Source organism: Halomonas sp. SL18_1 (assembly GCF_055755715.1).
Genome location: NZ_JBVTRK010000001.1, coordinates 2,908,846 through 2,932,994, shown reverse-complemented (window position 1 = coordinate 2,932,994; position 24,149 = coordinate 2,908,846). Strand labels below are relative to the sequence as shown.

Genomic DNA, 24,149 nt, shown 5'->3' with positions numbered 1-24,149 from the left:
GGACGAGACCCGCCGCGTTCTGATCATGGCTGGCGGTACCGGGGGCACGTGATGCCGGCCCTCTCCCTGGCCCGGGGACTGGCGGCCGAGGGCGTCGAGGTGCACTGGTTGGGCAGCCCCCGCGGCATCGAGAATCGCCTGGTGCCCGAGGCCGATATACCGCTGCATCGTATCGCCGTGAGCGGGCTGCGTGGCAACGGTGTGGCGGGCTGGCTGCTGGCCCCTTTCAACCTGACCCGGGCGGTGTGGCAGGCGGCCGGCATCGTTCGCCGCCTCGACCCGGCGCTGGTGGTGGGCATGGGCGGTTTTGCCAGCGGCCCGGGCGGACTTGCCGCCTGGCTGCTGCGTCGCCCGCTGCTGATTCACGAACAGAACGCCGTGGCCGGGCTGACCAACCGGGTGCTGGCACGGCTGGCCCGGCGCCTCTACGCCGCCTTTCCCCAGGCCTTTGCCGGGCGCGGCGAGGTGGTGGGCAACCCGGTGCGCGAGGCGATTGCCGAGCTCGGCGAGTCACCGCGCCAGTCCGATGCCATGCGCGGCCGTCGGCTTCGCCTGCTGGTAGTGGGGGGCTCGCTGGGGGCCCTGGCGCTCAATCAGCGGCTCCCCGAGGCGCTGGCAGCGCTGCCGGCGGAGCGCCGCCCCGAGGTGCGCCACCAGGCCGGTCGCGACAAGGACACCGCGACCCGGGAGGCCTATGCCGCCCAGGGCGTGGAGGCCGAGGTGACGGCCTTTATCGAGGACATGGCGGCGGCCTACGGCTGGGCCGACCTAGTGGTATGCCGGGCGGGGGCCCTGACCGTGGCCGAGCTGGCCGCGGCGGCCAAGCCGGCGCTGTTCGTGCCCTTCCCCCACGCGGTGGATGATCACCAGACCGCCAATGCCCGCGCTCTGGTGGCGGCGGGAGCGGCCGAGCTGATGCCGCAGCATGACATGACGGCAGCGCGACTGGCCGAGCGGCTGACGGCGCTGCTGCAACCCGACACTCTTGCCGCCATGGCGACGCACGCCCGCGCGTGTGCGCACCTCGACGCCGTCGAGCGCCTGGTGGCCGGCTGCATGGAGACAGCGCGTGAGCGATAGCACTCTGGGACCGGTTCCCGGTCAGGCAACGCCACCCCGCCATGGGCGGGGCCTGGGCATGCGCCGCATCCGGCGCATTCATTTCGTGGGCATTGGCGGGGCCGGCATGTGCGGCATCGCCGAGGTGCTGGCCAACCAGGGCTACGAGGTCAGCGGCAGCGACCTCAAGGCGTCGCCGGTGGTGGCCCGGCTGCGCGAGCAGGGGCTCCGAGTGGCCATCGGCCACGCCGCCGAGAACGTCGTCGACGCCGATGTGGTAGTGGTTTCCACCGCGGTGGACGAAAGCAACCCGGAGATTCGCTGGGCCCACGAGCATCGCGTGCCGGTGGTGCGGCGTGCCGAGATGCTCGCCGAGCTGATGCGCTTTCGTCACGGCATCGCCGTGGCCGGCACCCACGGCAAGACCACCACTACCAGCCTCACCGCCACCCTGCTTGGCGAGGCCGGGCTCGATCCTACCTTCGTGATCGGCGGCCGACTGACCAGTGCCGGCACCAATGCGCGGCTGGGAGCGGGCGACTACCTGGTCGCCGAGGCCGACGAGTCCGACGCCTCCTTCCTGCATCTGCAGCCGATGGTGTCGATCGTCACCAATATCGATGCCGATCACATGAGCACCTACGGCGGTGACTTCGAGAAGCTCAAGGGCACCTTCATCGAGTTCCTGCACAACCTGCCGTTCTACGGTCTGGCCATCCTATGCATCGATGACGAGCATGTTCGCGGCCTGCTGGAGCGGGTGCACCGCCAGTTCGTCACCTACGGCTTCAGCGAAGATGCCGACTACCGGATCAGCGACTTCGTGCAGGAGGGCGGCGAGGTGCGCTTCACCGCGCTGCGCCCCGATGGGCTGGCGCCGTTGCCGGTGCGCCTGGCCATGCCGGGTCGCCACAATGCCCTCAATGCCCTGGCCGCCATCGTCGTGGCCACCGACGCCGGGGTCGACGATAGGGCCATCCTGCGCGGCCTGGCGGGGTTCGCCGGGGTGGGGCGCCGCTTCCAGGTGCACGGCCACTTTGCGCCGCCGGGCGGCCAAGGCGAGGTGATGCTGGTGGACGACTACGGCCACCATCCCCGCGAGGTCGAGATGGTGATCAAGGCGGTTCGTGCCGGCTGGCCCGAGCGACGGCTGGTGATGGTCTATCAGCCGCACCGCTATTCACGCACCCGGGATCTCGATGAGGACTTCGTGCGGGTGCTCGCCGAGGTCGATACCCTGCTGCTGCTGGACGTCTACAGTGCCGGCGAGGCGCCGCTTCCCGGCGCGGATGGCCGTACCCTGGCCGGCTCGATCCGCCAGCGCGGCGAACTCGATCCGATCTTCGTGCAGCACAAGTCGGAGCTGCCCGGGCTGCTTTCCCGGGTGCTGCGCCCCGACGATATCCTGATCACCCAGGGGGCCGGCGACGTGGGCGGGATCGCTCTCGCCCTGGCCTCGAGTCAACTGAAGCTGGACGAGGTGACGCTATGACGGTGTCGGAAGCGGGACGGGTCGTGGTGCTCTACGGAGGAAGCTCCGCCGAACGCGAGGTGTCGCTGAAAAGCGGCGCCGCGGTGCTGGCGGCGCTGCGCCGCGCCGGGGTCGATGCCACCGGCTACGATCCCGCCACGGCCGGGTTGACCGGCCTCGAGGCGCTGGCCCCGACCGGGTCTTCGTGGCTCTGCACGGCCGCGGCGGCGAGGACGGCACCCTGCAGGGGGCGCTGGAGCTGCTGGGGATTCCCTACACCGGCAGCGGGGTGCTGGCCTCGGCGCTGGGCATGGACAAGCAGCGTACCAAGCAGATTTGGCAGGCGAGCGGGCTGTCCACCCCCGAGTCGCTGATGCTCGATGCCGACGCCGACTGGGACGCGGTGGTAGCGCGACTCGGCCTGCCGCTGATCGTCAAGCCGGTCCACGAAGGCTCGACGCTCGGCATCAGCATCGTCGATAGCCGCGCCTCGCTGGAGGCGGCCTACCGCGAGGCCGCCCGCTTCGACGCGCGGGTCATGGCCGAGCGCTATATCCAGGGCGAGGAGTATACCGTGTCGCTGCTGGGTGACACCGTGTTGCCGGCCATTCGCGTCGAGGTCCCGGGAGGGTTCTACGACTATCAGGCCAAGTATGTCTCCAACGACACCCTCTACCACCTGCCCTGTGGGCTCGATGCCGCCGAAGAGGCCGAGCTGGGCGAGCTGTGCCGCCGGGCCTTCGAGGCCGTTGGCGGCGAGGGCTGGGGGCGCGTGGACGTGATGCGCGACGGCGCCGGCCGCTTCTGGCTGATCGAGGTCAATACCGTGCCGGGCATGACCGATCATAGCCTGGTGCCTCAGGCCGCGGCCTATGCCGGTATCGATTTCGACGCCCTGGTGCTGCGTATTCTCGCCACCGCCGGGCTGGCGTCGGTGCGGCAGTCGAGCCAGGCATGACCGGCCGCGGCTCGCTGCTGGGAGTGCTGCTGCTGGGGGTGCTGCTGCTGGCCGGCGGCCGCGCCCTGTGGCTTTGGTTGGACCGCCCCATCGAGCGGGTTTCGATCAGCGGTGAGCTGAGTCATGTGACCGCCGACTACCTGCGCGAGCAGCTGGCGCCGCTGGTGCGTGACGAGACCTGGCTGTCGGCGGACCTCCCGGCGCTGCGCGCGCGGGCGCGGGAGATCGGCTGGCTGGCCGAGGTGCGACTCGCCCGGGAGTGGCCCTATGCGCTGACCTTCGAGCTGGTGGAGCAGGTGCCGGTGGCGCGCTGGAACGATGACTATCTGCTGAATCCCGAGGGCGAGCCCTTCGCCTTCGGGCCGGTGTCGCCGCCCGGCGACCTGCCCGATCTCGCCGGGCCGGCCGACAGCGGGGCCGAGGTGCTGGCCTACCATGATCGCCTGGTGCCGCACTTCGCTACCCTGGGGCTGGAGATCACCCAGCTCCGGCTGGAACCACGCGGTGCCTGGCGCTTTCAGCTCGACGACGGGGTCTGGGTAATGCTGGGACGCAACGACCGTCAGGCCCGCCTGGCGAGGCTCGCCGCCGCCTGGCAGCGTGAGCTGGGGTCCCGTGCGTCGCATATCCGCTACATCGATTTGCGTTATCCCAATGGCGTCGCCGTCGCCTGGCACGGAGAAACCGAGGTCGAGGCAGAGAATAGCGAATAGGGTGATTTCTGGCGCTTGTCCAGGCGACAAGCGGTCTTGCGGTGTTCCTTTTGTGATCATTTCCCCGTATCGTGATCGTTGTTTTTACCATTACACTGGTGGTCCAACGCTAGTTGTTCCTATAATGGGCGCTATGGCCATTTGCATGTTTAATGGACTTTCCAGCGGGTCAAGTTTTAGGAGATACCCCGGCTCATGGCAGTCACTTCCAACGCATCCGGCATGGTAGTCGGGCTGGATATCGGAACATCCAAGGTGGTGGCGATCGTCGGCCAGCCGACCGATGATGGCGGCATCGAGATTGCCGGTATCGGGTCGCACCCTTCACGCGGCATGAAGAAGGGCGTGGTGATCAATATCGAATCCACGGTTCAGTCCATTCAGCGTGCCGTGGAAGAGGCCGAACTGATGGCGGGCTGTGACATCCATTCCGTCTATGTGGGTGTTGCCGGTAGCCATATCAGCTCAATGAACTCTGACGGCGTGGTGGCCATCAAGGAGCGTGAGGTCACGCCGTCCGACATTGACCGGGTGATCGATTCGGCGCGGGCCCGGGCTATCTCCGAAGGGCAGCGGGTGCTGCACGTGCTGCCCCAGGAGTACTCCATCGACACCCAGGGCGGCATTCGTGAACCGCTGGGCATGTCGGGGGTGCGTCTCGAGGCGCGGGTTCACCTGGTCACGGCGGCACTCAATGCGGTGCAGAACATCGACAAGTGCGTGCGTCGCTGCGGGCTCGAGGTCGACGCCATCATTCTCGAACAGCTGGCCTCCAGCATGGCGGTGCTCACCGAGGACGAGCGCGAGCTGGGCGTTTGCATGGTCGACATCGGCGGGGCACCACCGACATCGCCGTGTTCACCGAAGGGGCCATTCGCCACACGGCGGTAATTCCCATTGCCGGCGACCAGGTCACCAACGATATCGCCATGGCCCTGCGCACGCCGACGCAGCACGCCGAGGAGATCAAAGTCAAGTATGCCTGTGCGCTGACTCAGCTGGCCGCCAGCGACGAGATGATCAAGGTGCCCAGCGTGGGGACCGCCCATCGCGGGACCTGTCGCGCCAGTCGCTGGCCGAGGTGGTCGAGCCCCGCTACGAGGAGCTGTTCACCCTGGTACGCGATGAGCTGCGGCGCAGCGGCTTCGAGGACCTGGTGGCCGCCGGCGTGGTATTGACCGGCGGCACCTCGCGCATGGAGGGCGTGGTGGAGCTCGCAGAGGAGATCTTCCATATGCCGGTGCGCATCGCCTGTCCCCATAACGTGCGAGGACTGGCGGACGTGGTGCGCAATCCGATTTATTCCACCGGCGTCGGTTTGCTACATTACGCCCTGCAGGAGGCCCGTCAGGGGCATGGTCGAGAGGGCACGGTGGTGACGGCGCAACCCAGGCGTAACGACGTCTCCCAGCGGGGAATCCGAGAGGCGATTCCGGCGCTGGCTAAGATCAAGGGCTGGTTCAAAGGAAATTTCTGACAGGGCCGCGGTGCGGTCCAGGAGACGGGGCTTATGTTCGAACTGGTAGATAGTGCACCCTCGAGCAGTGCGGTCATTAAGGTCGTCGGCGTGGGCGGTGGCGGCGGCAATGCTGTCAATCACATGGTGGAAAGCAGCATCGAGGGCGTGGAATTCATCTGCGCCAACACCGATGCTCAGGCACTCAAGCGGGTGGCGGCCAAGACCGTGCTCCAGCTAGGCAATGAGATCACCAAGGGACTCGGCGCCGGGGCCAGCCCCGATGTGGGTCGCCAGGCGGCCATGGAGGATCGCGACCGCATCGCCGAGCTGATCAGCGGTGCCGACATGGTGTTCATCACCGCCGGGATGGGCGGCGGCACCGGGACCGGCGGTGCGCCGGTGGTGGCGCAGGTGGCCAAGGAGCTGGGCATCCTCACCGTGGCCGTGGTCACGCGACCCTTCCCCTTCGAGGGGCCCAAGCGCATGCGCGTGGCCGAAGAGGGCATGAAGGAGCTCTCCGAGCACGTCGACTCCCTGATCACCATCCCCAACGAGAAGCTGCTCTCGGTGCTGGGCAAGAACGCCAGCCTGCTGACCGCCTTCAGCGCCGCCAATGACGTGCTGCTGGGGGCCGTGCAAGGGATCGCCGAGCTGATCACCAGCCCCGGTATCATCAACGTCGACTTCGCCGACGTGCGCACCGTGATGTCGGAAATGGGCATGGCGATGATGGGCACCGGCGGCGCCACCGGCGAGAATCGCGCCCGCGAGGCCGCCGAGAAGGCGATCCGCAGCCCGCTGCTCGAGGATATCGATCTCCACGGTGCCCGCGGCATCCTGGTCAACATCACCGCCGGCCCGGATCTCTCCATCGGCGAGTTCAACGACGTGGGGGCCACCGTCCAGGAGTTCGCCTCCCAGGACGCTACCATCGTGGTGGGGACCTCGATCGACATGGAGATGTCCGACGAGCTGCGCGTGACCGTGGTCGCGGCAGGCCTGGAGGGGCAGGCGCAGAAGAGTGCCGGGCGTGAGACGGCCAAGCGTCCCGAGGGCGGCGAGTATCGTAGTCGGCTGCAGCAGCCGGCCGCCGTGCGCCAGGCGTCGGCAGCGGCCAAGGCCGAGCCCCAGGAGGCGGCCAAGCCGCAGCCCGAGAAGCGCCGTTCGCCCCAGGAAATGGACGACTATCTCGACATCCCGGCGTTCCTGCGTCGTCAGGCCGATTGAGTGCGACTATTCGGTGAATAGGCAGGGCCAGGAGATGTTTTTTTGTTGAAACGCGCGTTCGGTGTTATAGTGAACGGTGTTTGATAACTTACAACCGCCTGGCCGCTTCCCATGATCAGACAACGCACTCTGCAGAATACTATTCGCGCCACCGGCGTCGGCCTTCACTCCGGTAAGAAGGTCTATTTGACGCTGCGTCCGGCACCGGTGGATACCGGCATCGTCTTCGTGCGCACCGACCTCGACCCCGAGGTGCAGGTGCCGGCGAGTGCCGCCCTGGTGACCGATACCACCCTGTGCACCGCGCTTTCCCAGAATGGCGTCAAGGTGGCCACCGTGGAGCATCTGATGTCGGCCCTGGCGGGGCTGGGCATCGACAATGCCTACGTGGATGTCAGCGCCCCCGAGGTGCCGATCATGGACGGCAGCGCCGGGCCCTTCGTGTTCCTGATCCAGTCGGCGGGCATCGCCGAGCAGGAGGCGCCCAAGAAGTTCATCCGCATCAAGCGTGACGTGCTGGTGCGTGAGGGGGACAAGGAGGCGCGCTTTTTGCCCCACCAGGGCTTCAAGGTGTCGTTCGCCATCGAGTTCGATCACCCGGTGTTCGAGGACCAGAAGCAGACCGCGGTGGTCGATTTCTCCACTACCTCTTTCGTCAAGGAGGTCTCCCGGGCCCGCACCTTCGGGTTCATGCGCGATCTCGAGCACCTGCGCGCCAACAATCTGGCGCTGGGCGGCAGCCTGGATAACGCCATCGTGGTGGACGACTACCGCATCGTCAACGAGGGTGGCCTGCGCTACGACGACGAATTCGTCAAGCACAAGGTGCTCGACGCCATTGGCGACCTCTACCAGCTCGGCCACAGCCTGATCGGCGAGTTCCGCGGTATCAAGTCCGGCCATGCGCTCAACAATCGGCTGTGCCGCGAACTGCTCGCCCAGCCCGACGCCTACGAGATCGTCACCTTCGAGGACGAGCGTCAGGTAGCGCCCATCTCCTATGCCGCTCCCGCCATGGCCTAGCGCCGGGCACCCCATGTCTTTAGTTCTTTGCACTTGAGCGTGAACATCTTTGGCAGGCTTTATGGTGGGAGGCCGGCTCTGCCGGCGGTTCGACGCTTCGACGAAGGCGCCGCAGGCGCCCCTTGGGTAGCGCTGCGCGCTACTTCGCGAGCTGAAGCTCCCTCCCACAGTGCCTGAAGCTCCCTCCCGCAGTGCCATGTCTTTTGTCTGATCTCTTGCCGCCCTCCCAGGAGGGCGGCTTTTCGACGCCGGATGGTTGTCGGCTTACCGAAACCACCCCTTCATGACATCGGTGATCCGGCGCATCTCGGCCGCCGAGGTGATATAGGCGGGCATGGTGTAGAGCCAGCGGCCGATGGGGCGCAGCCAGACCCCCTGATCGCGCGCCCAGGCGCCCACGCCGCGAAGCTGCTCGGCGCTGCGGGTCTCGATCACCGCGGTGGCGCCCAGCACCCGCACGTCGGCGACGGCGGGGTGGTCGGCCAGGGCCGCATCGTCGAGCAGCGTCTCGCGCAGCACGGCGTTTAGCCGGGCGATCTTGCCCAGGTAGTCCTCCTCCTCGAATACCGCCAGGCTCTCCAGCGCCACCCGACAGGCCAGCGGATTGCCCATGAAAGTGGGGCCGTGCATAAAGGCGTGCATGGGCGAATCACCGATGAAGGCGTCATGCACCCGGTCGGTGGCCAGTGTCGCCGCATGGCCGAGATACCCCCAGTGAGCCCCTTGGAGAGCACCATGATGTCCGGCGTGACAGCGGCGTGGTCGGCGGCGAATAGCTTGCCCGTACGGCCGAAGCCGGTAGCCACTTCGTCGAAGACCAGCAGCACGTCGAACTCGTCGCACAGCGCGCGGGCGCCGGCAAGATAGTGGGGCGAGGTCATGTTGAGCCCGCCGGCGGCCTGTAGCAGCGGCTCCATCAGCAGCGCGGCGATCTCCTGGTGATGCGCCTCGAGGACGCCGCGCAGCGCAGCCAGATCCTTGGCTACCGCCTCGGGCGGGGCGTCGAAGGCGGCGGTGGGGGCCGGAGCAAAGCGGTGCTGGGGCAGATAGCCCGAGAACAGCGAGTGCATGCCTTCTTCCGGGTCGCAGACGGCCATGCAGCCCGCGGTGTCGCCGTGGTAGGCCTTCATCAGCGAGAGCAGGCGATGCTTGCCCGGGCGGCCCTGGAGCTGGTGGTACTGGACGGCCATTTTCATCGCCACCTCCATGCCCACCGAGCCGCTATCGGAGAAGAAGACATGGTTGAGACCCTCGGGCGTGACCCGGACCAGTTCGCGGGCCAGGCGGTCGGCGGGCTCGTGGGTCAATCCTCCCAGCATCACGTGGCAGAGCGTCTCGGCCTGCTGCTGTATGGCCGCGACCAGCCGAGGATGACGGTAGCCGTGGATCATGCACCACCAGGAGCAGGTGGCGTCGAGCAGCGACTCGCCGTTCTCCAGGGTGAAGCGTGGGCCCTCGCCGCCGACCACCTTGGGGGCGGGGACTGGGTCTTGAGGTGGGCATAGGGGTGCCAGACGGGGGACGTCATGGGGCCTCCGTTGGGTAGCGGTGGGACTGGGGCTGCCTCGATCGAGGGCGCGATAGGCACGGCAAGACGCCGCGACGCATCCTGGCGAGGCGGAGGCGCGCAAAGGCGCATGAAAACGTCGGAAAAGCGAGGGGATGGTGCGGATGGGGAGACTTGAACTCCCACGCCCGAAGGCACCAGAACCTAAATCTGGCGTGTCTACCAATTCCACCACATCCGCACGAACGGGCAGGCGTCCACATTGTACGGACGCGTCCTCGCAAGTCAATCGTCATCGGGCAGGGCCAGATGATCGGCGGCGGCCTCGGCCAGCGCCAGGGGCGCGGTTGCCGCCAGACGCGGCACCACCCCCAGGCAGGGGCCGGGCAGGTGCTGGCGCAGGGTAGCCAGATTGTCCTGGTAGAGGGCGCTGTCGGCGGCGAAGTCGGGGTCGAGGAGGCTGCCCACCCAGCCCGCCAGTCGGTGCCCGTCGGCGCCGATGGCCGCGGCGCTGAGCCGGGCGTGGTTGAGACAGCCGAGCTTGAGGCCCACCACCAGGATCACCGGCAGGTCGAGGCGGCCGGCCAGGCCGGCCAGGTCCTCGTGGTCGTTGAGCGGTACCCGCCAGCCCCCGGCTCCCTCGATCAGGGTGAGGTGTCGGTCCAGGGCGAGCAGCGGGCGAGCGTGGGCCTCCAGCGCGTCCAGCCTCAGGTCGACGCCGTCCCGGCGGGCCGCCAGATGGGGGGCGACGGCCGGGGCAAAGGCGTAGGGGTTGATCGTCGGGTAGCGCATGGCCGGGTGACTCTGCGCCTGCAGTGCCAGGGCATCGGCATTGACAAGCGGCTCGTCGGGGGCGCGGCGCGTGCACCCGGAGGCGATCGGCTTCAGCCCCAGGGTGGTCAGGCCGCGTCGCCTCGCCAGGGCCAGCAGGCCGGCGGTGACCAGGGTCTTGCCGGCATCGGTGTCGGTGCCGGTGACGAAATAGGCAGGCATCTCAGCGAGTCAGCTCCAGGGTCAGCAGATGGTAGGTGACCGGCAGACCCGCGGGCGTGCGCAGCCGTTCGTAGCGTCTCGCGGCCCGCCCCAGGTCGGCCCGGGAGAGCCGGGCGCCGGGGCGGGCGGTTCGGGCCCCAACTCCCTTGATGGAGGCCATCACCGCCGGGAGATCCGGGTAGTGAAAGCGCTCTGGGCGTGCCGCTACCTCGACCCTCGCGAAGCCAGCCAGATTCGCCGCGGCCAGGTGCCGGGCGCGGGAGCGAAATTCCAGCAGCGCCTCGGGGCTGGCCCAGGCGTGACCCACTTCCGTCAGGGTGCCGGGCGCCAGGCTGTTGATCAGAGCGCGACCGCCGGGACGCAGCACCCGGTGGAGCTCGGCCAGGGTGGCGTCCAGGTCGGGGCACCACTGGATGGCCAGGTTGGAGAACACTAGGTCCACCCCGGCATCCGGCAGCGGCAGCGCCGCGGCGTCGGCACACAGCCAGCTGGCCGTGTCGCCGTGGCCGGCGCGTGCGGTCTGGAGCATGCCCGAGGCCAGGTCCAGGCCGAGTACCCGGCAGTCGGGTCCGAAGCGCTCGGCGAGTCGCGCGCTCCAGTGGCCGGGCCCGCAGCCCAGGTCGAGCACCCGGTCGGCCCGGGCCGGCAGCCGCGCCCAGAGCGCATGGCCCATGGTGAGCTGCGCCTGGGCCCGGCGGGCATAGTGTGGCGCGGCACGGGAGAAGGCGCGTGCCACCCGACGCTGCCAGTCGGGGGAGGGCGTCACCGGCTGTGAGGCGGTCGAGGCGTTCATGGTGGCGTCTCCGTCAAGAGAGGGTGGGCAGCGTGGGCGATCTCGCTGAGGGTCGCCGCCAGCTCGGCGGGACACGACAGCATCGGACAGTGGCCGGCCTCCGCGAAGGCATGATCCAGGGCCCGGCGGTTCCGCTCGCCGAGCAGCGGGTCCCGCTTGCCGGCCAGGCGAACTATCGGGCAGGGGGGCGCGTCCAGGGTGGCGCGGTTGTCCAGGCTGGCCAGCTGGACAAGGCCTTGCGCCAGCGTGGCCGGGCTCGCGCTTGGCCGTCGGCCGATCAAGTCCTGCAGGCGGCGCAGCGCGGCTCCCCGGCCGGGCTCGCCCTGCAGCTGCCAGCGCAGGAAGTGCTGCCAGGTGGCCGTGGGTGAGCGGTTGAAGGCGTGGCGAAAGGCCCTCAGCTCGGCGGGGGTGACGCCGTCATCGCCGCAGAAGCGCCCCCCATGCCCAGCAGCACCAGCGCCCGCGGAGGCGGTAGATGCGTTAGCAGGCGGGCGGCCAGCAGGCCACCCAGCGACCAGCCTACCCAGACGGCCTCTGCCGGCAGCGACGCCGCCATGCGCTCGGCCAGTTGCGCTGGGTCGTCGGCGCCGTCCAGGGGCTCGACGCCACCGTAGCCGGGCCAGTCGGGAGTGCTGATCGCCAGTGCTGACGGCCAGTAGGTGCCAGGGGGTGCCAGATGCGAGCATCGATTCCCCAGCCCGACAGCAGCACCAGCGGCATCATGCGGTGGATGCCTCGTCCTGCAGGCGTGCCAGGGCCACCAGCAGACGGTCGAGCTCGGCCTCGGTGTGGGCGGCGGAGAGGGTGAGGCGCAGCCGCGCCTGGCCCCGGGGCACCGTGGGCTCGCGGATGGCGCCGACCAGCAGGCCGGCCTCGCGCAGTTGAGCCGCCCAGTGCATGACGCGGGCGCCGTCGCCCAGCACCAGCGGCTGGATGGGCGTGGGCGAGGGGGCCAGCGGCAGGCCCAGGCGGGTGGCCTCGCTGCGAAAGCGCGCTATGTGATCATGCAGCCGTCGGCGGCGCTCCGGTTCGCTGGCGAGAATGTCCAGGGCCTTCAGCGTCGCGGTGGCCACCGCCGGGGGCTGGGCGGTGGTGTACACATAGGGACGGGCGAACTGGAGCAGGTGTTCGATCAGCTCGCGGCTGCCGGCGACGAAGGCGCCGGCCGTGCCCAGCGCCTTGCCCAGGGTGCCGACCAGCACCGGGACGTCCGCCACGCCGTGGCGGCGGCCCACGCAGCCGTCCCCCGCTCGCCCAGCACGCCGAGGCCGTGGGCGTCGTCGATCATCAGCCAGGCGCCATGGCGGCGCGCCACCGCGGCGAGGCCGGCCACGTCGGCCACGTCGCCGTCCATGCTGAAGACCCCATCGCTGACCACCAGCTTGAGGGTCTCCTCCGGGGCGCGGTCCAGGATGCGGGTCAGGTCGTCGAGGTCGCCGTGGTGGAAGCGCCGCGAGCGAGCCCCGGCCAGGGCCGCGCCGTCGAGCAGCGAGGCGTGGTTGAGTCGGTCCTGGAAAATCCGGGTGGTGCCGTCGCAAAGCGCCTGCAGGACGCCCAGGTTGGCCATGTAGCCGGTGGAGAACAGCAGTGCCGCCGGCCGGCCGGTGAGCTCGGCCAGGCGTGACTCCAGCGCCTCGTGGGCGGCAAGGTGGCCGCTGACCAGGTGGGACGCGCCGGCGCCGGCACCGTGGCGGCGAGCCCCGTCGGCCTGGGCCTCGGCCAGGCGCGGGTCACGGGCCAGGCCGAGGTAGTCGTTGCCGGCGAAATCGCATAGCGACCCATCACGCGCATGGAGCCGGCGCTCGCGCCATAGCCCGGTCTGTCGTCGGGCGGCCGCCCGCTGGGCAAGGCGACTCGGCCAGGGGCTCAGGTCAATGCCCATGGCACGCCTCAGGCCCCGCTGGCGTCGTAGGCCAGCTCGGCGGCGTGGACCCGGCCGGCCCGACGCGCCATGGCGCTTTCCAAACTGGCCTGCTGTCGCTGATCGTCGACGCAGGTGTCACGACGCTCCGGATGCAGGCCGAGCTTGGCGAACAGCGCCCGGTCGCGCTCTACCTGGGGGTTCCCCGTGGTCAGCAGCCGGTCACCGTAGAAAATCGAATTGGCCCCGGCCAGGAAGGCCAGCGCCTGGGTGGATTCCTCCATCTGCTCGCGGCCGGCGGAGAGGCGCACATGGCTTTCGGGCATCAGGATGCGGGCCACGGCAATGGCGCGAATGAACTCGAGGGGGTCCAGGTCTTCCACTTCCGCCAGCGGCGTGCCCGGCACCTTGACCAGCATGTTGATCGGCACCGACTCGGGGTGTGGCTCGAGCTTGACCAGCTGCTGGAGCAGGGCGGCACGGTCGCGTGGCGCCTCGCCCATGCCCAGTATCCCCGGCGCAGACCTTCATGCCCGCCTGGCGAACGTTGCCCAGGGTCTCCAGGCGGTCCGCGTAGGTGCGGGTGGTGATGATCTCGCCGTAATACTCCGGGGAGGTGTCCAGGTTGTGGTTGTAGTAGTCGAGTCCGGCCTCGGCCAGGCGGCTGGCCTGGTCGGCGTCGACCATGCCCAGCGTCATGCAGGTCTCGAGCCCCAGCGCCTTGACCCGCTCGACCATGGCCAGCACCACCTCGAGGTCCTGCTCACGCGGGCTCTTCCAGGCGGCGCCCATGCAGAAGCGGCTGGCGCCAGCCTGTTTGGCGGCGCGGGCCTGCTCCACCACCTTGTCGATCTCCAGCAGTTTCTCCTTGGGGAGCCCGGTGTTGTAGTGCCCGGACTGCGGGCAGTACTTGCAGTCCTCGGGACAGGCGCCGGTCTTGATCGACAGCAGCGTGGAGACCTGCACGGCGTTGGCATCGAAGTGGCGACGGTGCACCTGCTGGGCGCGAAACAGCAGGTCGTTGAACGGCAGGGCGAAGAGCGCCTCGATCTCGGCCAGCGACCAGTCATGGCGCACGTCGGCATTGCCGGCTAGGGTCAGATCAGGTGCGCCGGAAGCGCAGGAGGCTGAGGTCATGGCAGGCTCGCTTAAAGTCAACATGGATCACTTTGGAAAGTTGACGACCAGCATAGGGCGTGGCGCCGGCTTGTCAACCCTGGGCCTTGGTGTGGTTGACCGAGCCCTGCGCCATGCGCTGCCGGGCCGCTGTGCCTTCTGTCTGGCGCCAGGCGCGGCGGGGCAGCCCTGGTGCTCGGCCTGCTTCGAGACGCTTCCCTGGAACCTGCCGGCCTGTCCCTGCTGCGCAGAACCGCAGCCGGCCGGCGCGCTGGCCGGTCGCCGCTGCGGGCGCTGTCTCGCCCGGCCGCCGGGGTTCGACCGCACCCTGGCGCCACTGCGCTATCAGGGCGAGGTGGCGGCCCTGATGCAGCGCTTCAAGTTCCACGCCTCGCCGCGGGCCGGCAGCGTGCTGCTGGCCCTGTTCCTCGCGCGCCTGGCGCTTGCCGAGCCCCGCAGGCGCTGCTGGCGGTGCCGCTGCATCCGCGGCGAGCCCGTGAGCGGGGCTTCGACCAGGCCGATTGGCTGGCGCGGCGCTTGGCGCGGCGTCTGGGGTTCCGCTGATACGCGCTCGGCGCCGGCGCGATACGCGCTCCCAGCGTGGGCTCGACCGTCTCGAGCGCGGTCGCAACCTGCGCCAGGCTTTCGTCGTCGATAAGCGGCTGCCGCCCCGGGTGGCGCTGGTGGATGATGTCATGACCACCGGGGCGACGCTGAATGCGCTGGCGGTGGCTTGCCGCCGCGCCGGTGCCGAAGATATCGAGGCCTGGGCCATGGCGCGCACGCCGGGGTAACAACTCTGTTAGCATGCCGGCAGTTACCGCAACACCGGAGGTATCATGCAGGCGACCCACCCCTTTGCCAGGCTCGAGCCGGCGCGGATTGTTGCGGCCGTGGAATCGCTGGGCCTGTGGCTGCCGGGCGAGCCCTTCGCGCTCAACAGCTACGAGAACCGCGTCTATCTGGTCCACGATGACGAGCGCCGCCGCTGGGTGGTCAAGTTCTACCGCCCCGAGCGCTGGAGCGATGCCCAGATCCAGGAGGAGCACGACTTCCTGACGGAGCTGGCCGCCGGCGGCGTGGCGGTGGCGCCGCCCTGGCGAGACGCGGCGGGCCGCAGCCTGCATCATGCCGAGGGCTTTCGTTTCACGCTCTTTCCCCAGCTGCCGGGTCAGGCGCCGGAGCTCGAGAACCCGGTCCACCTGTTCGCGCTAGGCGAACTGATCGGCGCGGTGCATGCGGTAGGCGAGCGTGCCCGCTTCATGCATCGCGGCACCATGGACCTGGATGCCATGGTGGTCGAGGCGCGGGAGCGGGTGCTGTCGAGCGACTGGCTGGATCGCCATCAGCGGCGAGCCTATGAGCGCATCACCGCGGCACTGCACGATGATCTGGCACCCCACGCCTGGGCCGCCGAACAGGCGATCCGCGTGCAGGGCGACTGCCACCTGGGCAATATCCTGGGGCGCGACGAGCACTTTGCCCTGGTCGACTTCGATGACTGCCTGATGGCGCCGGCGGTACAGGATCTGTGGATGCTGTTCACCGCCGAACGCGACGATGAGCTGCAGATGCAGCTCTCCGAGGTCCTTGAGGGCTATGAGCAGCATCGCGACTTCGACCGCCGGGAGCTGGCGCTGATGGAGCCGCTGCGCACCCTGCGGCTGATGCGCCACAGCGCCTGGCTAGTGGCGCGCTGGTCGGATCCTGCCTTTCCTCCGGCCTTTCCGTGGCTGGCGGACGCCGGTTACTGGGAGGGGCATATCCGGCTGCTGGGGCAGCAGCGTCAGGTCCTGAACCGGGGGCCGCGCTGGCTGGCCTGATCGCGGCCCGGCAGCCGAGGGGGAGTGGGGGAGCGAGCGCCCCAAGGGCGCTCGGTGTCTCGTGTGCCGGGCCCTTAGAGGTTCACTGATCCGGGTCGGGCCGCTCGGCGGGGAGGGGGTTGGCGACGCCGGTGCCATCCGCCTGACGACGCTGGATGTTGATCTGCTCGGCGGGATTCTCCTGCTCCTCGATGGCCAGTTCGCTGGCCAGCTGCAGCTGGAAGGCGTGGTTGGGGCCGAGCTCGCAGCGACCCGCGTCGCAGGCGGCCACGCCGAAGCTGCCGTCGGCTTCGTAGGCGGCGGCGGAGAACTCGCCGCTGTAGATCTCACTGTCGCCTCCCTCGGTTTCGATGCAGGTCAGCGAGTCTGCCGTGATGCGCAGGCGCTCGCCGTCGATCCGGGCGTTGCCGACCAGTACGCAGTACTCCGGCAGGGCGTGGGTGGCCTCGGGGTAATCGCTGACCGGGCGCATCAGGATGTCGTCGCGACGGTCGCTGTCGGCGTCGAGGACCAGTTCGTCGATCACCTGAACGGCAACTCGGGCATCGGCAGGCAGCGTCAGGGTGGCGGCCGACGCGGGCAGGGCCAGCAGGGCCAGCCCGGCGGCAGTCAGCATCGCGGTAGGGTTCTTGATCATGTCGTGCTCTCGATGAAGACGGCTGCGCTATGCGCAGTGAATTGACTTACGCCATTTTACCACAGCTCCCCACGGTCGGCAGCGCTGTCGGCTTGTCTGCCGTGGGCACGAAAAGGCGGCGAGCCGACCTGCGGCGAGGCGCCGCTTGCGCTAGAATGACCCTTTTAGATAACTCAATATTGTACGAAATGTTTTTACTGTATATATTTTGTACATGAGGTGGTGGCGCATGCCATTACCATGCAATGCCTAATGAAGACTGGCACGGGGCCCGATCATGACCGAAGAACTCGCCAACCACTACCGCAGGATCATCCTGGAACTGGGAGAGGACCCCGACCGCGAGGGCCTGCAGGACACCCCCAAGCGAGCGGCCAAGGCCATGCAGTTTCTGACTCGCGGCTATGCCCAGACGCTAGAGGAGATCATCAACGGCGCGGTCTTCGAGTCCGAGACCGACGAGATGGTGCTGGTCAAGGACATCGAGCTCTATTCGATGTGCGAGCATCACCTGCTGCCCTTCATCGGCAAGTGCCATATCGCCTATCTGCCTAGCGGCAAGGTGCTGGGGCTCTCCAAGTTTGCGCGAATCGTCGACATGTATGCTCGCCGCATGCAGATCCAGGAGAACCTCACCCGCCAGATTGCCGAGGCGGTGTTGCAGGTGACCGATGCCCGCGGGGTGGCAGTGGTCATCGAGGCGCGCCATCTGTGCATGATGATGCGTGGCGTGGAGAAGCAGAACTCGAGCATGACGTCTTCGGTGATGCTGGGCGCCTTCCGCGACAACCAGCCGACGCGGCAGGAGTTCCTGACCCTGGTCAACGGGCGTTGACGCCTTCGACGACTGGCCGCATCGGGATCGGGTAGCCTGCGGTCACCGCTCTTTCCCCTCACTCTGGAGCCCCGACCATGCCCCTGCACGCCCTGGATGATCAGCACTTCGATCATGACCTTGCCACCATTCGCATCAAGAACCTGCGATTGCGCACCCATATCGGTATCAAGGAAGAGGAGATCAACAACCGCCAGGACGTCGTCATCAATGCGGTGATCCGCTATCGAGCCGACCAGGCGGTGGCCTTCAATCATATCGAACAGGCGCTCAACTACCGCACCATCACCAAACAGGTGATCGCCCATGTGGAAGAGAATCGCTTCCTGCTGCTCGAGCGCATGACCCGCGAGGTGCTGGATCTGATCATGACCCACGAGCCGGTCCTGACGGCCCAGGTGGAGATCGACAAGCCTCATGCACTGCGCTTTGCCGACTCCGTCTCGGTGACCCTGTCGGCGTCACGCGAGCCGCGACGGCCTCGCTGAGCGACGCTTGCCACCCTGGCCGAGTGGCGCTGCCTGGGCAGCGCCGACGCTTTGAGCACGGCCGGCTTTGGGCGTAGCATGGACAGGGTAAATGCCGCCGTAGAGAGAATTCGTCGTTGGACAGTGACAGTTCCCCGCAAGCGTCATCGCGTCGACGCTACTCCCCCTGGGCCCTGACAGCCATCGTTACCGCGCTCTTCGCGCTATTGCTGCAGGGCAGTCTGCCGCCGGTGAATATCGCGGCGGCCATCTTCGCCCTGATGGGACTGCGCCAGATACGGCATATGCCCGACCGTTACATCGGTCGCGCATTCTGCTGGCTGGCCATTGCGCTTGCCCTGATACTGGCCATACTGACGGCCATGGTTCAGCCCCCTGAGGCGGCCCTGGTCGTGGACCAGGGTGCCAATGCCGTGCAGTGATGCCATCGCCAGTGCCCAGCCTACTCTGACAACGAGGCCGCCGAGCGGCCGGGAGACGACCATGGAAGCCCTTAAGGAAACGCAGCTCTATTGTCCCTTTGCCTATATCGACGGCAGCTGGGTCGCCGCCGACAGCGGCGAACAGATCGATGTCATCAATCCTGCCACCGGTGAGGCCTTCGGCAATGTGCCGCGGCTGGGACACGTCGAGACCGAGCGCGCCATCTCTGCCGCCGAGCTGGCGCTGCCCGGCTGGAAGGCGCTCTCGGCGCTGGAGCGCGCCGACATCCTCATGAAATGGCACGACCTGATGCTCGAGCACCAGGACGATCTGGCCATGATCATGACCCATGAGCAGGGCAAGCCCCTCAAGGAGGCTGCTGGCGAGATCGCCTATGCGGCGAGCTTCCTGCGCTGGTTCGCCGAGCAGGGGCGACGCATCTATGGCGAGACGATTCCCGCCGCCAAGGGCAACCAGCGTATCGTGGTGACCAAGCAGCCGGTAGGCGTGGTGGGGGCCATCACCCCTGGAACTTCCCGGCGGCGATGATCACTCGCAAGGCCGGTGCGGCGCTGGCCGCGGGCTGCACCATCGTGGTCAAGCCGGCCAGCCAGACGCCGTTCTCGGCCACGGCGCTGGCGCTGCTGGCCGAGCGTGCCGGCGTGCCCCGCGGCGTGTTCAACGTGGTGCCCGGGCGTGCCAGCGAAATCGCCTCGGCCATGACCGAGTCGGCGGCAGTGCGCAAGATCACCTTCACCGGCTCCACCGAGGTGGGGCGTGAGCTGATGGCCAACGCCTCTCGGCATATCCAGAAGATCTCCCTGGAGCTGGGCGGCAACGCCCCCTTTATCGTCTTCGAGGATGCCGATCTGGACGCCGCGGTGGAGGGGGCCATGGCGGCCAAGTTCCGCAATGCCGGCCAGACCTGCGTGTGCACCAACCGCTTCCTGGTGCAGTCCAGCGTGGTCAACGCCTTCTGCGAGAAGCTGGCGGTGGCCATGAACAGCGAGCTCAAGGTCGGGGACGGCACCCAGCCCGATATCAATATCGGCCCGCTGATCGACGAAAACGCGGTGGCCAAGGTCAGCGAGCACGTCCAGGACGCCGTGGACAAGGGCGCCGAGCTGCTGCTGGGGGGCACCCCCACCCCCTGGGCGGAAGCTACTTCACCCCCACCCTGATCAGCTTCGCCAACGATCAGATGAAGGTCGCTCGGGAAGAGACCTTTGGCCCGCTGGCGGCGGTCTTCCCCTTCGATGATGAGGAGACGGCCGTGCGGATGGCCAACGACACCGAATACGGTCTCGCCGCCTACTTCTATTCCCGGGACCTGGGCCGTGTGTGGCGCGTCGCCGATGCCCTGGAGTACGGCATGGTGGGCATCAACACCGGGCTGATCTCCAACGCTGCCACGCCCTTCGGCGGGGTCAAGGCGTCGGGGCTGGGTCGCGAGGGCGGCCACCAGGGGCTGGAGGAGTTCCTGGAGACCGAAGTACCTCTGCATCGATCTCGGCTGACCGGGCTTCGCCCGGAGCTGTAAGCCATAAGCCTTAAGCCGTAAGAAATGAAAACCCCGTCGGCCATGGCCGACGGGGTTTTCTGATTATGGCGACGCTATCCACGCTGTGCTTACAGCTTACAGCTTACAGCTTACAGCTTACAGCTTACAGCTTACAGCTTACAGCTCGCCGCAGGCGCAGCCGTCAGTGCCTGAAATGGCGCATGCCGGTGAAGACCATGGCGATGCCCGCCTCGTTGGCGGCGTCGATCACTTCCTGGTCGCGCATGGAGCCGCCGGGTTGGATCACCGCGGCGATGCCGGCGGCGGCCGCGGCGTCGATGCCGTCGCGGAAGGGGAAGAAGGCGTCGGACGCCATCACCGAGCCGGGCACCGAGAGGCCCTCGTCGGCGGCCTTGATGCCGGCGATCTTGGCCGAGTAGACGCGGCTCATCTGACCGGCACCCACGCCGATGGTCTGGCCGTTCTTGGCGTAGACGATGGCGTTGGACTTGACGTACTTGGCCACCTTCCAGGCGAACGCCAGATCGCGCATCTCCTGTTCGGTGGGCACCCGCTCGCTGACCACGGTGAGCTCATCGCGGCCGACCATGCCGAGATCGCGGTCCTGCACCAGTAGCCCGCCGGTGACGCGCTTGATGTCATGGGCATGCTCCCGCTCACCGGGCCAGTGCGCGCCCACGTCGAGCAGTCGCACGTTCTGCTTTTCGGCAACGATCGGCAAAGCGTCCTCGTCGATTCCGGGGGCGATGATCACTTCGACGAACTGGCAGTCGATGATGGCCCGTGCGGTCTCGGCGTCCAGCGGCACGTTGAAGGCGATGATACCGCCGAAGGCGCTGGTGGGGTCGGTGGCGAAGGCCTTGTCGTAGGCCTCGCGCGGGGTGGCGCCCACCGCCACGCCGCAGGGGTTGGCGTGCTTGACGATCACGCAGGCGGTGTCGGTGAAGGCCTTGACGCACTCGAAGGCGGCATCGGTATCGGCGACGTTGTTGAACGATAGCGCCTTGCCCTGCCGCTGGGTGGCGGTGGCCACGCTGGCCTCACGGGCGTTGGCCTCGACGTAGAAGGCGGCGTTCTGGTGCGGGTTCTCGCCGTAGCGCATGGCCTGCTTCTTCTCGAACTGCAGGTTGTAGGTGCGCGGAAACCCGTCCTCGCCGCCGGGCACTCGGCTTCCCAGATAGTCGGCGATGGCGGCGTCGTAGCCGGCGGTGTGCTCGAAGGCCTTGACCGCCAGGTCGAAGCGGGTGGCGTCACTCACCGCGCCGTCGTGAGCGGCGATCTCGCCCAGCACCCGAGCATAGTCCGCGGCATTGACCACGATGGTGGTGTGGGCGTGGTTCTGGCACAGGCGCGCACCATGGTGGGGCCGCCGATGTCGATGTTCTCGATGGCATCCTCGAGGCGGCAGTCGGGCCGGGCCACGGTCTGGGCGAAGGGGTAGAGGTTGACCACCACCATGTCGATGGGGGCGATATCGTGCTCGGCCATCACCGCATCGTCCTCGCCGCGGCGTCCGAGGATGCCGCCGTGGATCTTCGGATGCAGCGTCTTGACGCGGCCGTCCATGATCTCCGGGAAGCCGGTATGCTCGGAGACCTCGGTGACGGTGACGCCGTGCTCCTGGAGCAGGCGGAAGGTGCCGCCGGTGGAGAGCAGCTCGACGCCGCGCTCGGACAGGCCGCGGGCGAAGTCGACGATACCGGTCTTGTCGGACACGCTGATCAGGGCGCGGCGGACCGGCTGGGATGAGGGAGTATCGGCCATGGTGCAACTCTTGCTGAAGGTGACGGGAAGGGGCGCCGGGCGGCCGGGCGGCCGCTCCGGTCAGATCAGGTCATGCTGCTTGAGCTTCTTGCGCAGGGTGCCGCGGTTGAGGCCGAGCAGTTCGGCCGCGCGGGTCTGGTTCCCCTGGGTGTAGTCCAGCACGCTGGCCAGCAGCGGCGCTTCGACCTCGGCCATCACCATGGCGTAGAGGTCGGTCGCGGTGCCGCCGTCCAGATGGTCGAAGTAGCGTCGCATGGCGGCGTCGACGGCCTCGCGAAGGGGCTGCTCTCCGGGTCGTGTGGTTGCCAGGGATGCGGGGCCGTCGGGATCCGCCAGCTCGTTACCGGGGCCGGCGTCAAGACCCGACAGGTCGGGGTTGGGAGTGAAGACGTGTCGGTTCATGCGGCACTGATTCCATTCGCTGCCCCGACCCCGGTGCGGCAGACTGCCGGTCCGGGGCCGGAGGAAAAGAGTTCGTCGACGAAATGATACTGCTCGTCCGGGTGTTCCAGGCCGTTGAAGGTGGCCCTTAGCTCACGCTGTCGTGCGGATGTCAGGCGGCGGTCGGCGGCCAGGTACCAGCCGAGGTGCTTGCGTGCGATACGCACGCCCATCGGCATGCCGTAGAAGTCGTGCAGCGCCGCCAGATGCCCGAGCAGCACCTCGGCACGCTCCCCATCGTCGGGTTCCGGCAGCCGCTGCCCGTGGCGAAGATAGTGGTCGATCTCGCGGAAGATCCAGGGGTTGCCCTGGGCGCCGCGACCGATCATCACCGCATCGGCACCAGTATAGTCGAGAACGAAGGCTGCCTTCTGGGGCGTGTCGATATCGCCGTTGGCAAAGATCGGCAGGGTTACCGCCGACTTGATGGCGGCGATGGTGTCGTATTCGGCGGTGCCGTTGAAACGCTGCTGGCGATGGCGCCCGTGCACCGCCAGGGCCTGGATGCCGGCGGCCTCGGCCAGGCGCGCGATACGCACGCCGTTGTTGCTCTCGGCGCACCAGCCGGTGCGGATCTTGAGCGTGACCGGCACGTCGACCGCGGCCACGACCGCCTCGAGGATCTCGGCCACCAGCGACTCGTCGCGCAGCAGGGCAGAGCCGGCGGCCTTGTTGCAGACCTTCTTGGCCGGGCAGCCCATGTTGATGTCGATGATCTCGGCGCCGTGGTCGGCGTTGAGCCTGGCCGCCTCGGCCAGCATGGCCGCATCACCGCCGGCGATCTGCACCGTGCGAGGGCCGGGCTCGCCGCGATGGTCCAGGCGCTGACGCGACTTGCGGGTATGCCACAGCGAGGGGTCCGAGGTGACCATCTCTCCGACGACCAGCCCCGCACCCTGGCGGCGGCAGAGCTGCCGGAAAGGGCGGTCGGTGACGCCGGCCATGGGGGCCAGAATCACCCGGTTGGGCAGGCGGTGTCGGCCGATCTGGGGCAGAGGGCGAGTCTCGGTCATGGTCGGGTCAGCTGGCTTGGAGGCTGCATATCATACGCGTCTGGGGAGGGATGGTGAAGGCGCCAGCCGGCGCGATTCACGCCGGGCGCCGCCCGCTGAGCCGGACCCAGCCTTCGCGAACCGCCGGCGCGTCCATGTGCACTCCCTGTTCGCGATAGGCGTCGAGCACCGCCTCGGCCTGGGGCTCGAGAATCCCGGAGAGTGCCAGGCGCCCCTCCGGCGCAACGTGGCCGGCGATCATCGGCGCCAGTTCGACCAGCGGGCCGGCAAGAATGTTGGCCACCACGACGGGAAAGCGCTCGGCGTCGTCGAGCTGCTCGGGATAGCAGAGCCGGAAGTCCGCCTCGACGATGCCGTTGCGCTCGGCGTTGTCGCGGCTGGCGGTGAGCGCCTGGGGATCGATATCGGTGCCGATGGCGCTGCGGGCGCCGAGCCGGAGGGCGGCGATGGCCAGGATCCCCGAGCCGCAGCCCACGTCGAGCACGCGGCCCTCGGCCAGCTCGCCCTTGACGGCCAGGTCGTCGAGCCAGGCCAGGCAGAGCGCCGTGGTGGGGTGGGTGCCGGTGCCGAAGGCGAGCCCGGGGTCGAGGTTCAGGTTGACCGCGCCGGGCTCCGGTGGCTCATGCCAGCTCGGCACGATCCACAGCCGCTGGCCCATCCGCAGCGGCTGGAAGTCTTCCATCCACTCGCGCTCCCAGTCGCGGTCGGCGAGCAGCTCGTAGTCGATCTCGGGGCAGGGCTCGCCGGGCAGGGTCTCGGCCCAGGCGGCGGCGAGCCGCTCGAGCATCGCCCCGACGCCCTCCAGGTCGTCGTAGAGGCCGGTGAGCACCGTCTCGCGCCACAGGGGGGTGCTGCCCCGCTCGGGCTCGAAGACCGGGTCGTCATGGGCGTCCTGCAGGGTAATGGCGGTAGCACCCTCGTCGAGCAGCAGCTCCTCGAGGAGCTCGGCCTGTTCCGGGGCGATATGGGCCTTGAGTTGCAGCCAGGGCATGGGGCCTCGCATTGGGCAGAAGGGTCGGGGAT

16 protein-coding genes, 1 tRNA gene and 9 pseudogenes are annotated in these 24,149 nt (G+C 68.3%); 14 read left to right on the top strand and 12 right to left on the bottom strand.

Annotated elements, in window-relative coordinates:
- Positions 1 to 25: 25 nt before the first annotated feature.
- The 7 genes and pseudogenes from murG (at position 26) to lpxC (ending at position 7,910) form a co-directional block, all read left to right on the top strand.
- Positions 26 to 1,080, top strand: a pseudogene (gene murG, locus ACSJDS_RS14945) (undecaprenyldiphospho-muramoylpentapeptide beta-N-acetylglucosaminyltransferase).
- 58 nt (positions 1,081 to 1,138) lie between these two features.
- The gene (gene murC / locus ACSJDS_RS14940; RefSeq protein WP_473035044.1) at positions 1,139 to 2,551 is read left to right on the top strand and encodes a UDP-N-acetylmuramate--L-alanine ligase; all 1,413 of its coding nucleotides are present in this window, start codon (positions 1,139 to 1,141) and stop codon (positions 2,549 to 2,551) included.
- Positions 2,548 to 3,488, top strand: a pseudogene (locus ACSJDS_RS14935) (D-alanine--D-alanine ligase). Before murC ends, ACSJDS_RS14935 begins: the two are co-directional and overlap by 4 nt.
- A complete protein-coding gene (locus ACSJDS_RS14930; RefSeq protein ID WP_473033962.1) occupies positions 3,485 to 4,201 on the top strand; it encodes a cell division protein FtsQ/DivIB in 717 nt (238 codons plus the stop codon). The pseudogene ACSJDS_RS14935 and the gene ACSJDS_RS14930 overlap by 4 nt, the downstream one beginning before the upstream one ends.
- 195 nt (positions 4,202 to 4,396) lie before the next feature.
- A pseudogene (ftsA, locus tag ACSJDS_RS14925) lies at positions 4,397 to 5,678 on the top strand (cell division protein FtsA).
- Positions 5,679 to 5,711: 33 nt separating this feature from the next.
- Positions 5,712 to 6,887, top strand: coding sequence for a cell division protein FtsZ (ftsZ, locus tag ACSJDS_RS14920; protein ID WP_473033961.1), 1,176 nt, complete (start codon positions 5,712 to 5,714; stop codon positions 6,885 to 6,887).
- Between the two features lie 111 nt (positions 6,888 to 6,998).
- A complete protein-coding gene (gene lpxC / locus ACSJDS_RS14915) occupies positions 6,999 to 7,910 on the top strand; it encodes a UDP-3-O-acyl-N-acetylglucosamine deacetylase (protein ID WP_473033960.1) in 912 nt (303 codons plus the stop codon).
- A 264-nt stretch (positions 7,911 to 8,174) separates the two neighbouring features.
- On the opposite strand, the pseudogene bioA reads toward lpxC, so the two are convergent.
- From bioA to bioB, 7 genes and pseudogenes are all read right to left on the bottom strand, one after another.
- Positions 8,175 to 9,438 (bottom strand): annotated as a pseudogene (bioA, locus tag ACSJDS_RS14910) (adenosylmethionine--8-amino-7-oxononanoate transaminase).
- Between the two features lie 135 nt (positions 9,439 to 9,573).
- Positions 9,574 to 9,658: transfer RNA gene (locus tag ACSJDS_RS14905), tRNA-Leu, on the bottom strand.
- Between the two features lie 44 nt (positions 9,659 to 9,702).
- Entirely contained in the window at positions 9,703 to 10,410 is a 708-nt protein-coding gene (gene bioD / locus ACSJDS_RS14900; protein WP_473033959.1) for a dethiobiotin synthase, read from the bottom strand.
- A gap of 1 nt (position 10,411) precedes the next feature.
- Positions 10,412 to 11,203, bottom strand: coding sequence for a methyltransferase domain-containing protein (locus tag ACSJDS_RS14895; protein WP_473033957.1), 792 nt, complete (start codon positions 11,201 to 11,203; stop codon positions 10,412 to 10,414).
- Entirely contained in the window at positions 11,200 to 11,889 is a 690-nt protein-coding gene (locus ACSJDS_RS14890; protein ID WP_473033956.1) for an alpha/beta fold hydrolase, read from the bottom strand. Before ACSJDS_RS14890 ends, ACSJDS_RS14895 begins: the two co-directional genes overlap by 4 nt.
- Positions 11,890 to 11,922: 33 nt before the next feature.
- Positions 11,923 to 13,085, bottom strand: a pseudogene (gene bioF / locus ACSJDS_RS14885) (8-amino-7-oxononanoate synthase).
- Positions 13,086 to 13,093: 8 nt separating this feature from the next.
- Positions 13,094 to 14,201, bottom strand: a pseudogene (gene bioB / locus ACSJDS_RS14880) (biotin synthase BioB).
- Between bioB and ACSJDS_RS14875 the strand changes: the two are divergent.
- From ACSJDS_RS14875 to ACSJDS_RS14865, 3 genes and pseudogenes are all read left to right on the top strand, one after another.
- A pseudogene (locus tag ACSJDS_RS14875) lies at positions 14,200 to 14,421 on the top strand (ComF family protein); the annotation flags it as partial. The pseudogenes bioB and ACSJDS_RS14875 overlap by 2 nt on opposite strands.
- Positions 14,422 to 14,701: 280 nt before the next feature.
- Positions 14,702 to 14,974, top strand: a complete 273-nt coding sequence (locus tag ACSJDS_RS14870; RefSeq protein WP_473035109.1) for a ComF family protein — start codon at positions 14,702 to 14,704, stop codon at positions 14,972 to 14,974.
- 45 nt (positions 14,975 to 15,019) lie between these two features.
- Positions 15,020 to 16,003, top strand: a complete 984-nt coding sequence (locus ACSJDS_RS14865; protein ID WP_473033955.1) for a serine/threonine protein kinase — start codon at positions 15,020 to 15,022, stop codon at positions 16,001 to 16,003.
- Positions 16,004 to 16,085: 82 nt separating this feature from the next.
- Here ACSJDS_RS14865 and ACSJDS_RS14860 read toward each other — a convergent pair whose 3' ends face one another.
- Entirely contained in the window at positions 16,086 to 16,640 is a 555-nt protein-coding gene (locus ACSJDS_RS14860) for a hypothetical protein (protein ID WP_473033954.1), read from the bottom strand.
- 277 nt (positions 16,641 to 16,917) lie between these two features.
- Here ACSJDS_RS14860 and folE point away from each other — a divergent pair, with 277 nt between their 5' ends.
- The 4 genes and pseudogenes from folE to ACSJDS_RS14840 all read left to right on the top strand — a co-directional run bounded on the left by folE (position 16,918) and on the right by ACSJDS_RS14840 (position 19,903).
- Complete coding sequence (folE, locus tag ACSJDS_RS14855) at positions 16,918 to 17,475, top strand: GTP cyclohydrolase I FolE (RefSeq protein ID WP_473033953.1); 558 nt, start codon at positions 16,918 to 16,920, stop codon at positions 17,473 to 17,475.
- A 77-nt stretch (positions 17,476 to 17,552) separates the two neighbouring features.
- Positions 17,553 to 17,963, top strand: coding sequence for a dihydroneopterin triphosphate 2'-epimerase (gene folX, locus ACSJDS_RS14850; RefSeq protein ID WP_473033952.1), 411 nt, complete (start codon positions 17,553 to 17,555; stop codon positions 17,961 to 17,963).
- A gap of 116 nt (positions 17,964 to 18,079) precedes the next feature.
- The gene (locus ACSJDS_RS14845; protein ID WP_473033951.1) at positions 18,080 to 18,385 is read left to right on the top strand and encodes a hypothetical protein; all 306 of its coding nucleotides are present in this window, start codon (positions 18,080 to 18,082) and stop codon (positions 18,383 to 18,385) included.
- Between the two features lie 61 nt (positions 18,386 to 18,446).
- Positions 18,447 to 19,903: pseudogene (locus ACSJDS_RS14840) on the top strand (NAD-dependent succinate-semialdehyde dehydrogenase).
- Between the two features lie 186 nt (positions 19,904 to 20,089).
- Here the strand turns inward: ACSJDS_RS14840 and purH are convergent.
- The 4 genes and pseudogenes from purH to prmA form a co-directional block, all read right to left on the bottom strand.
- Positions 20,090 to 21,672 (bottom strand): annotated as a pseudogene (gene purH / locus ACSJDS_RS14835) (bifunctional phosphoribosylaminoimidazolecarboxamide formyltransferase/IMP cyclohydrolase).
- A gap of 60 nt (positions 21,673 to 21,732) precedes the next feature.
- The gene (gene fis / locus ACSJDS_RS14830) at positions 21,733 to 22,074 is read right to left on the bottom strand and encodes a DNA-binding transcriptional regulator Fis (protein WP_473033950.1); all 342 of its coding nucleotides are present in this window, start codon (positions 22,072 to 22,074) and stop codon (positions 21,733 to 21,735) included.
- A complete protein-coding gene (dusB, locus tag ACSJDS_RS14825) occupies positions 22,071 to 23,126 on the bottom strand; it encodes a tRNA dihydrouridine synthase DusB (protein ID WP_473033949.1) in 1,056 nt (351 codons plus the stop codon). Before dusB ends, fis begins: the two co-directional genes overlap by 4 nt.
- A 76-nt stretch (positions 23,127 to 23,202) precedes the next feature.
- Positions 23,203 to 24,117, bottom strand: a complete 915-nt coding sequence (prmA, locus tag ACSJDS_RS14820) for a 50S ribosomal protein L11 methyltransferase (RefSeq protein WP_473033948.1) — start codon at positions 24,115 to 24,117, stop codon at positions 23,203 to 23,205.
- Positions 24,118 to 24,149: the final 32 nt, after the last annotated feature.

What these genes read in the sequence shown, in the direction of transcription:
- folX (WP_473033952.1), top strand. Translation starts at nt 17,553, where the DNA reads ATGCCCCTGCACGCCCTGGATGATCAGCACTTCGATCATGACCTTGCC.
- ACSJDS_RS14860 (WP_473033954.1), bottom strand. Translation starts at nt 16,640, where the DNA reads ATGATCAAGAACCCTACCGCGATGCTGACTGCCGCCGGGCTGGCCCTG.
- lpxC (WP_473033960.1), top strand. Translation starts at nt 6,999, where the DNA reads ATGATCAGACAACGCACTCTGCAGAATACTATTCGCGCCACCGGCGTC.
- murC (WP_473035044.1), top strand. Translation starts at nt 1,139, where the DNA reads ATGCGCCGCATCCGGCGCATTCATTTCGTGGGCATTGGCGGGGCCGGC.
- ACSJDS_RS14930 (WP_473033962.1), top strand. Translation starts at nt 3,485, where the DNA reads ATGACCGGCCGCGGCTCGCTGCTGGGAGTGCTGCTGCTGGGGGTGCTG.
- ACSJDS_RS14895 (WP_473033957.1), bottom strand. Translation starts at nt 11,203, where the DNA reads ATGAACGCCTCGACCGCCTCACAGCCGGTGACGCCCTCCCCCGACTGG.
- ACSJDS_RS14865 (WP_473033955.1), top strand. Translation starts at nt 15,020, where the DNA reads ATGCAGGCGACCCACCCCTTTGCCAGGCTCGAGCCGGCGCGGATTGTT.
- ftsZ (WP_473033961.1), top strand. Translation starts at nt 5,712, where the DNA reads ATGTTCGAACTGGTAGATAGTGCACCCTCGAGCAGTGCGGTCATTAAG.
- dusB (WP_473033949.1), bottom strand. Translation starts at nt 23,126, where the DNA reads ATGACCGAGACTCGCCCTCTGCCCCAGATCGGCCGACACCGCCTGCCC.
- prmA (WP_473033948.1), bottom strand. Translation starts at nt 24,117, where the DNA reads ATGCCCTGGCTGCAACTCAAGGCCCATATCGCCCCGGAACAGGCCGAG.
- ACSJDS_RS14890 (WP_473033956.1), bottom strand. Translation starts at nt 11,889, where the DNA reads ATGCTCGCATCTGGCACCCCCTGGCACCTACTGGCCGTCAGCACTGGC.
- bioD (WP_473033959.1), bottom strand. Translation starts at nt 10,410, where the DNA reads ATGCCTGCCTATTTCGTCACCGGCACCGACACCGATGCCGGCAAGACC.
- fis (WP_473033950.1), bottom strand. Translation starts at nt 22,074, where the DNA reads ATGAACCGACACGTCTTCACTCCCAACCCCGACCTGTCGGGTCTTGAC.
- folE (WP_473033953.1), top strand. Translation starts at nt 16,918, where the DNA reads ATGACCGAAGAACTCGCCAACCACTACCGCAGGATCATCCTGGAACTG.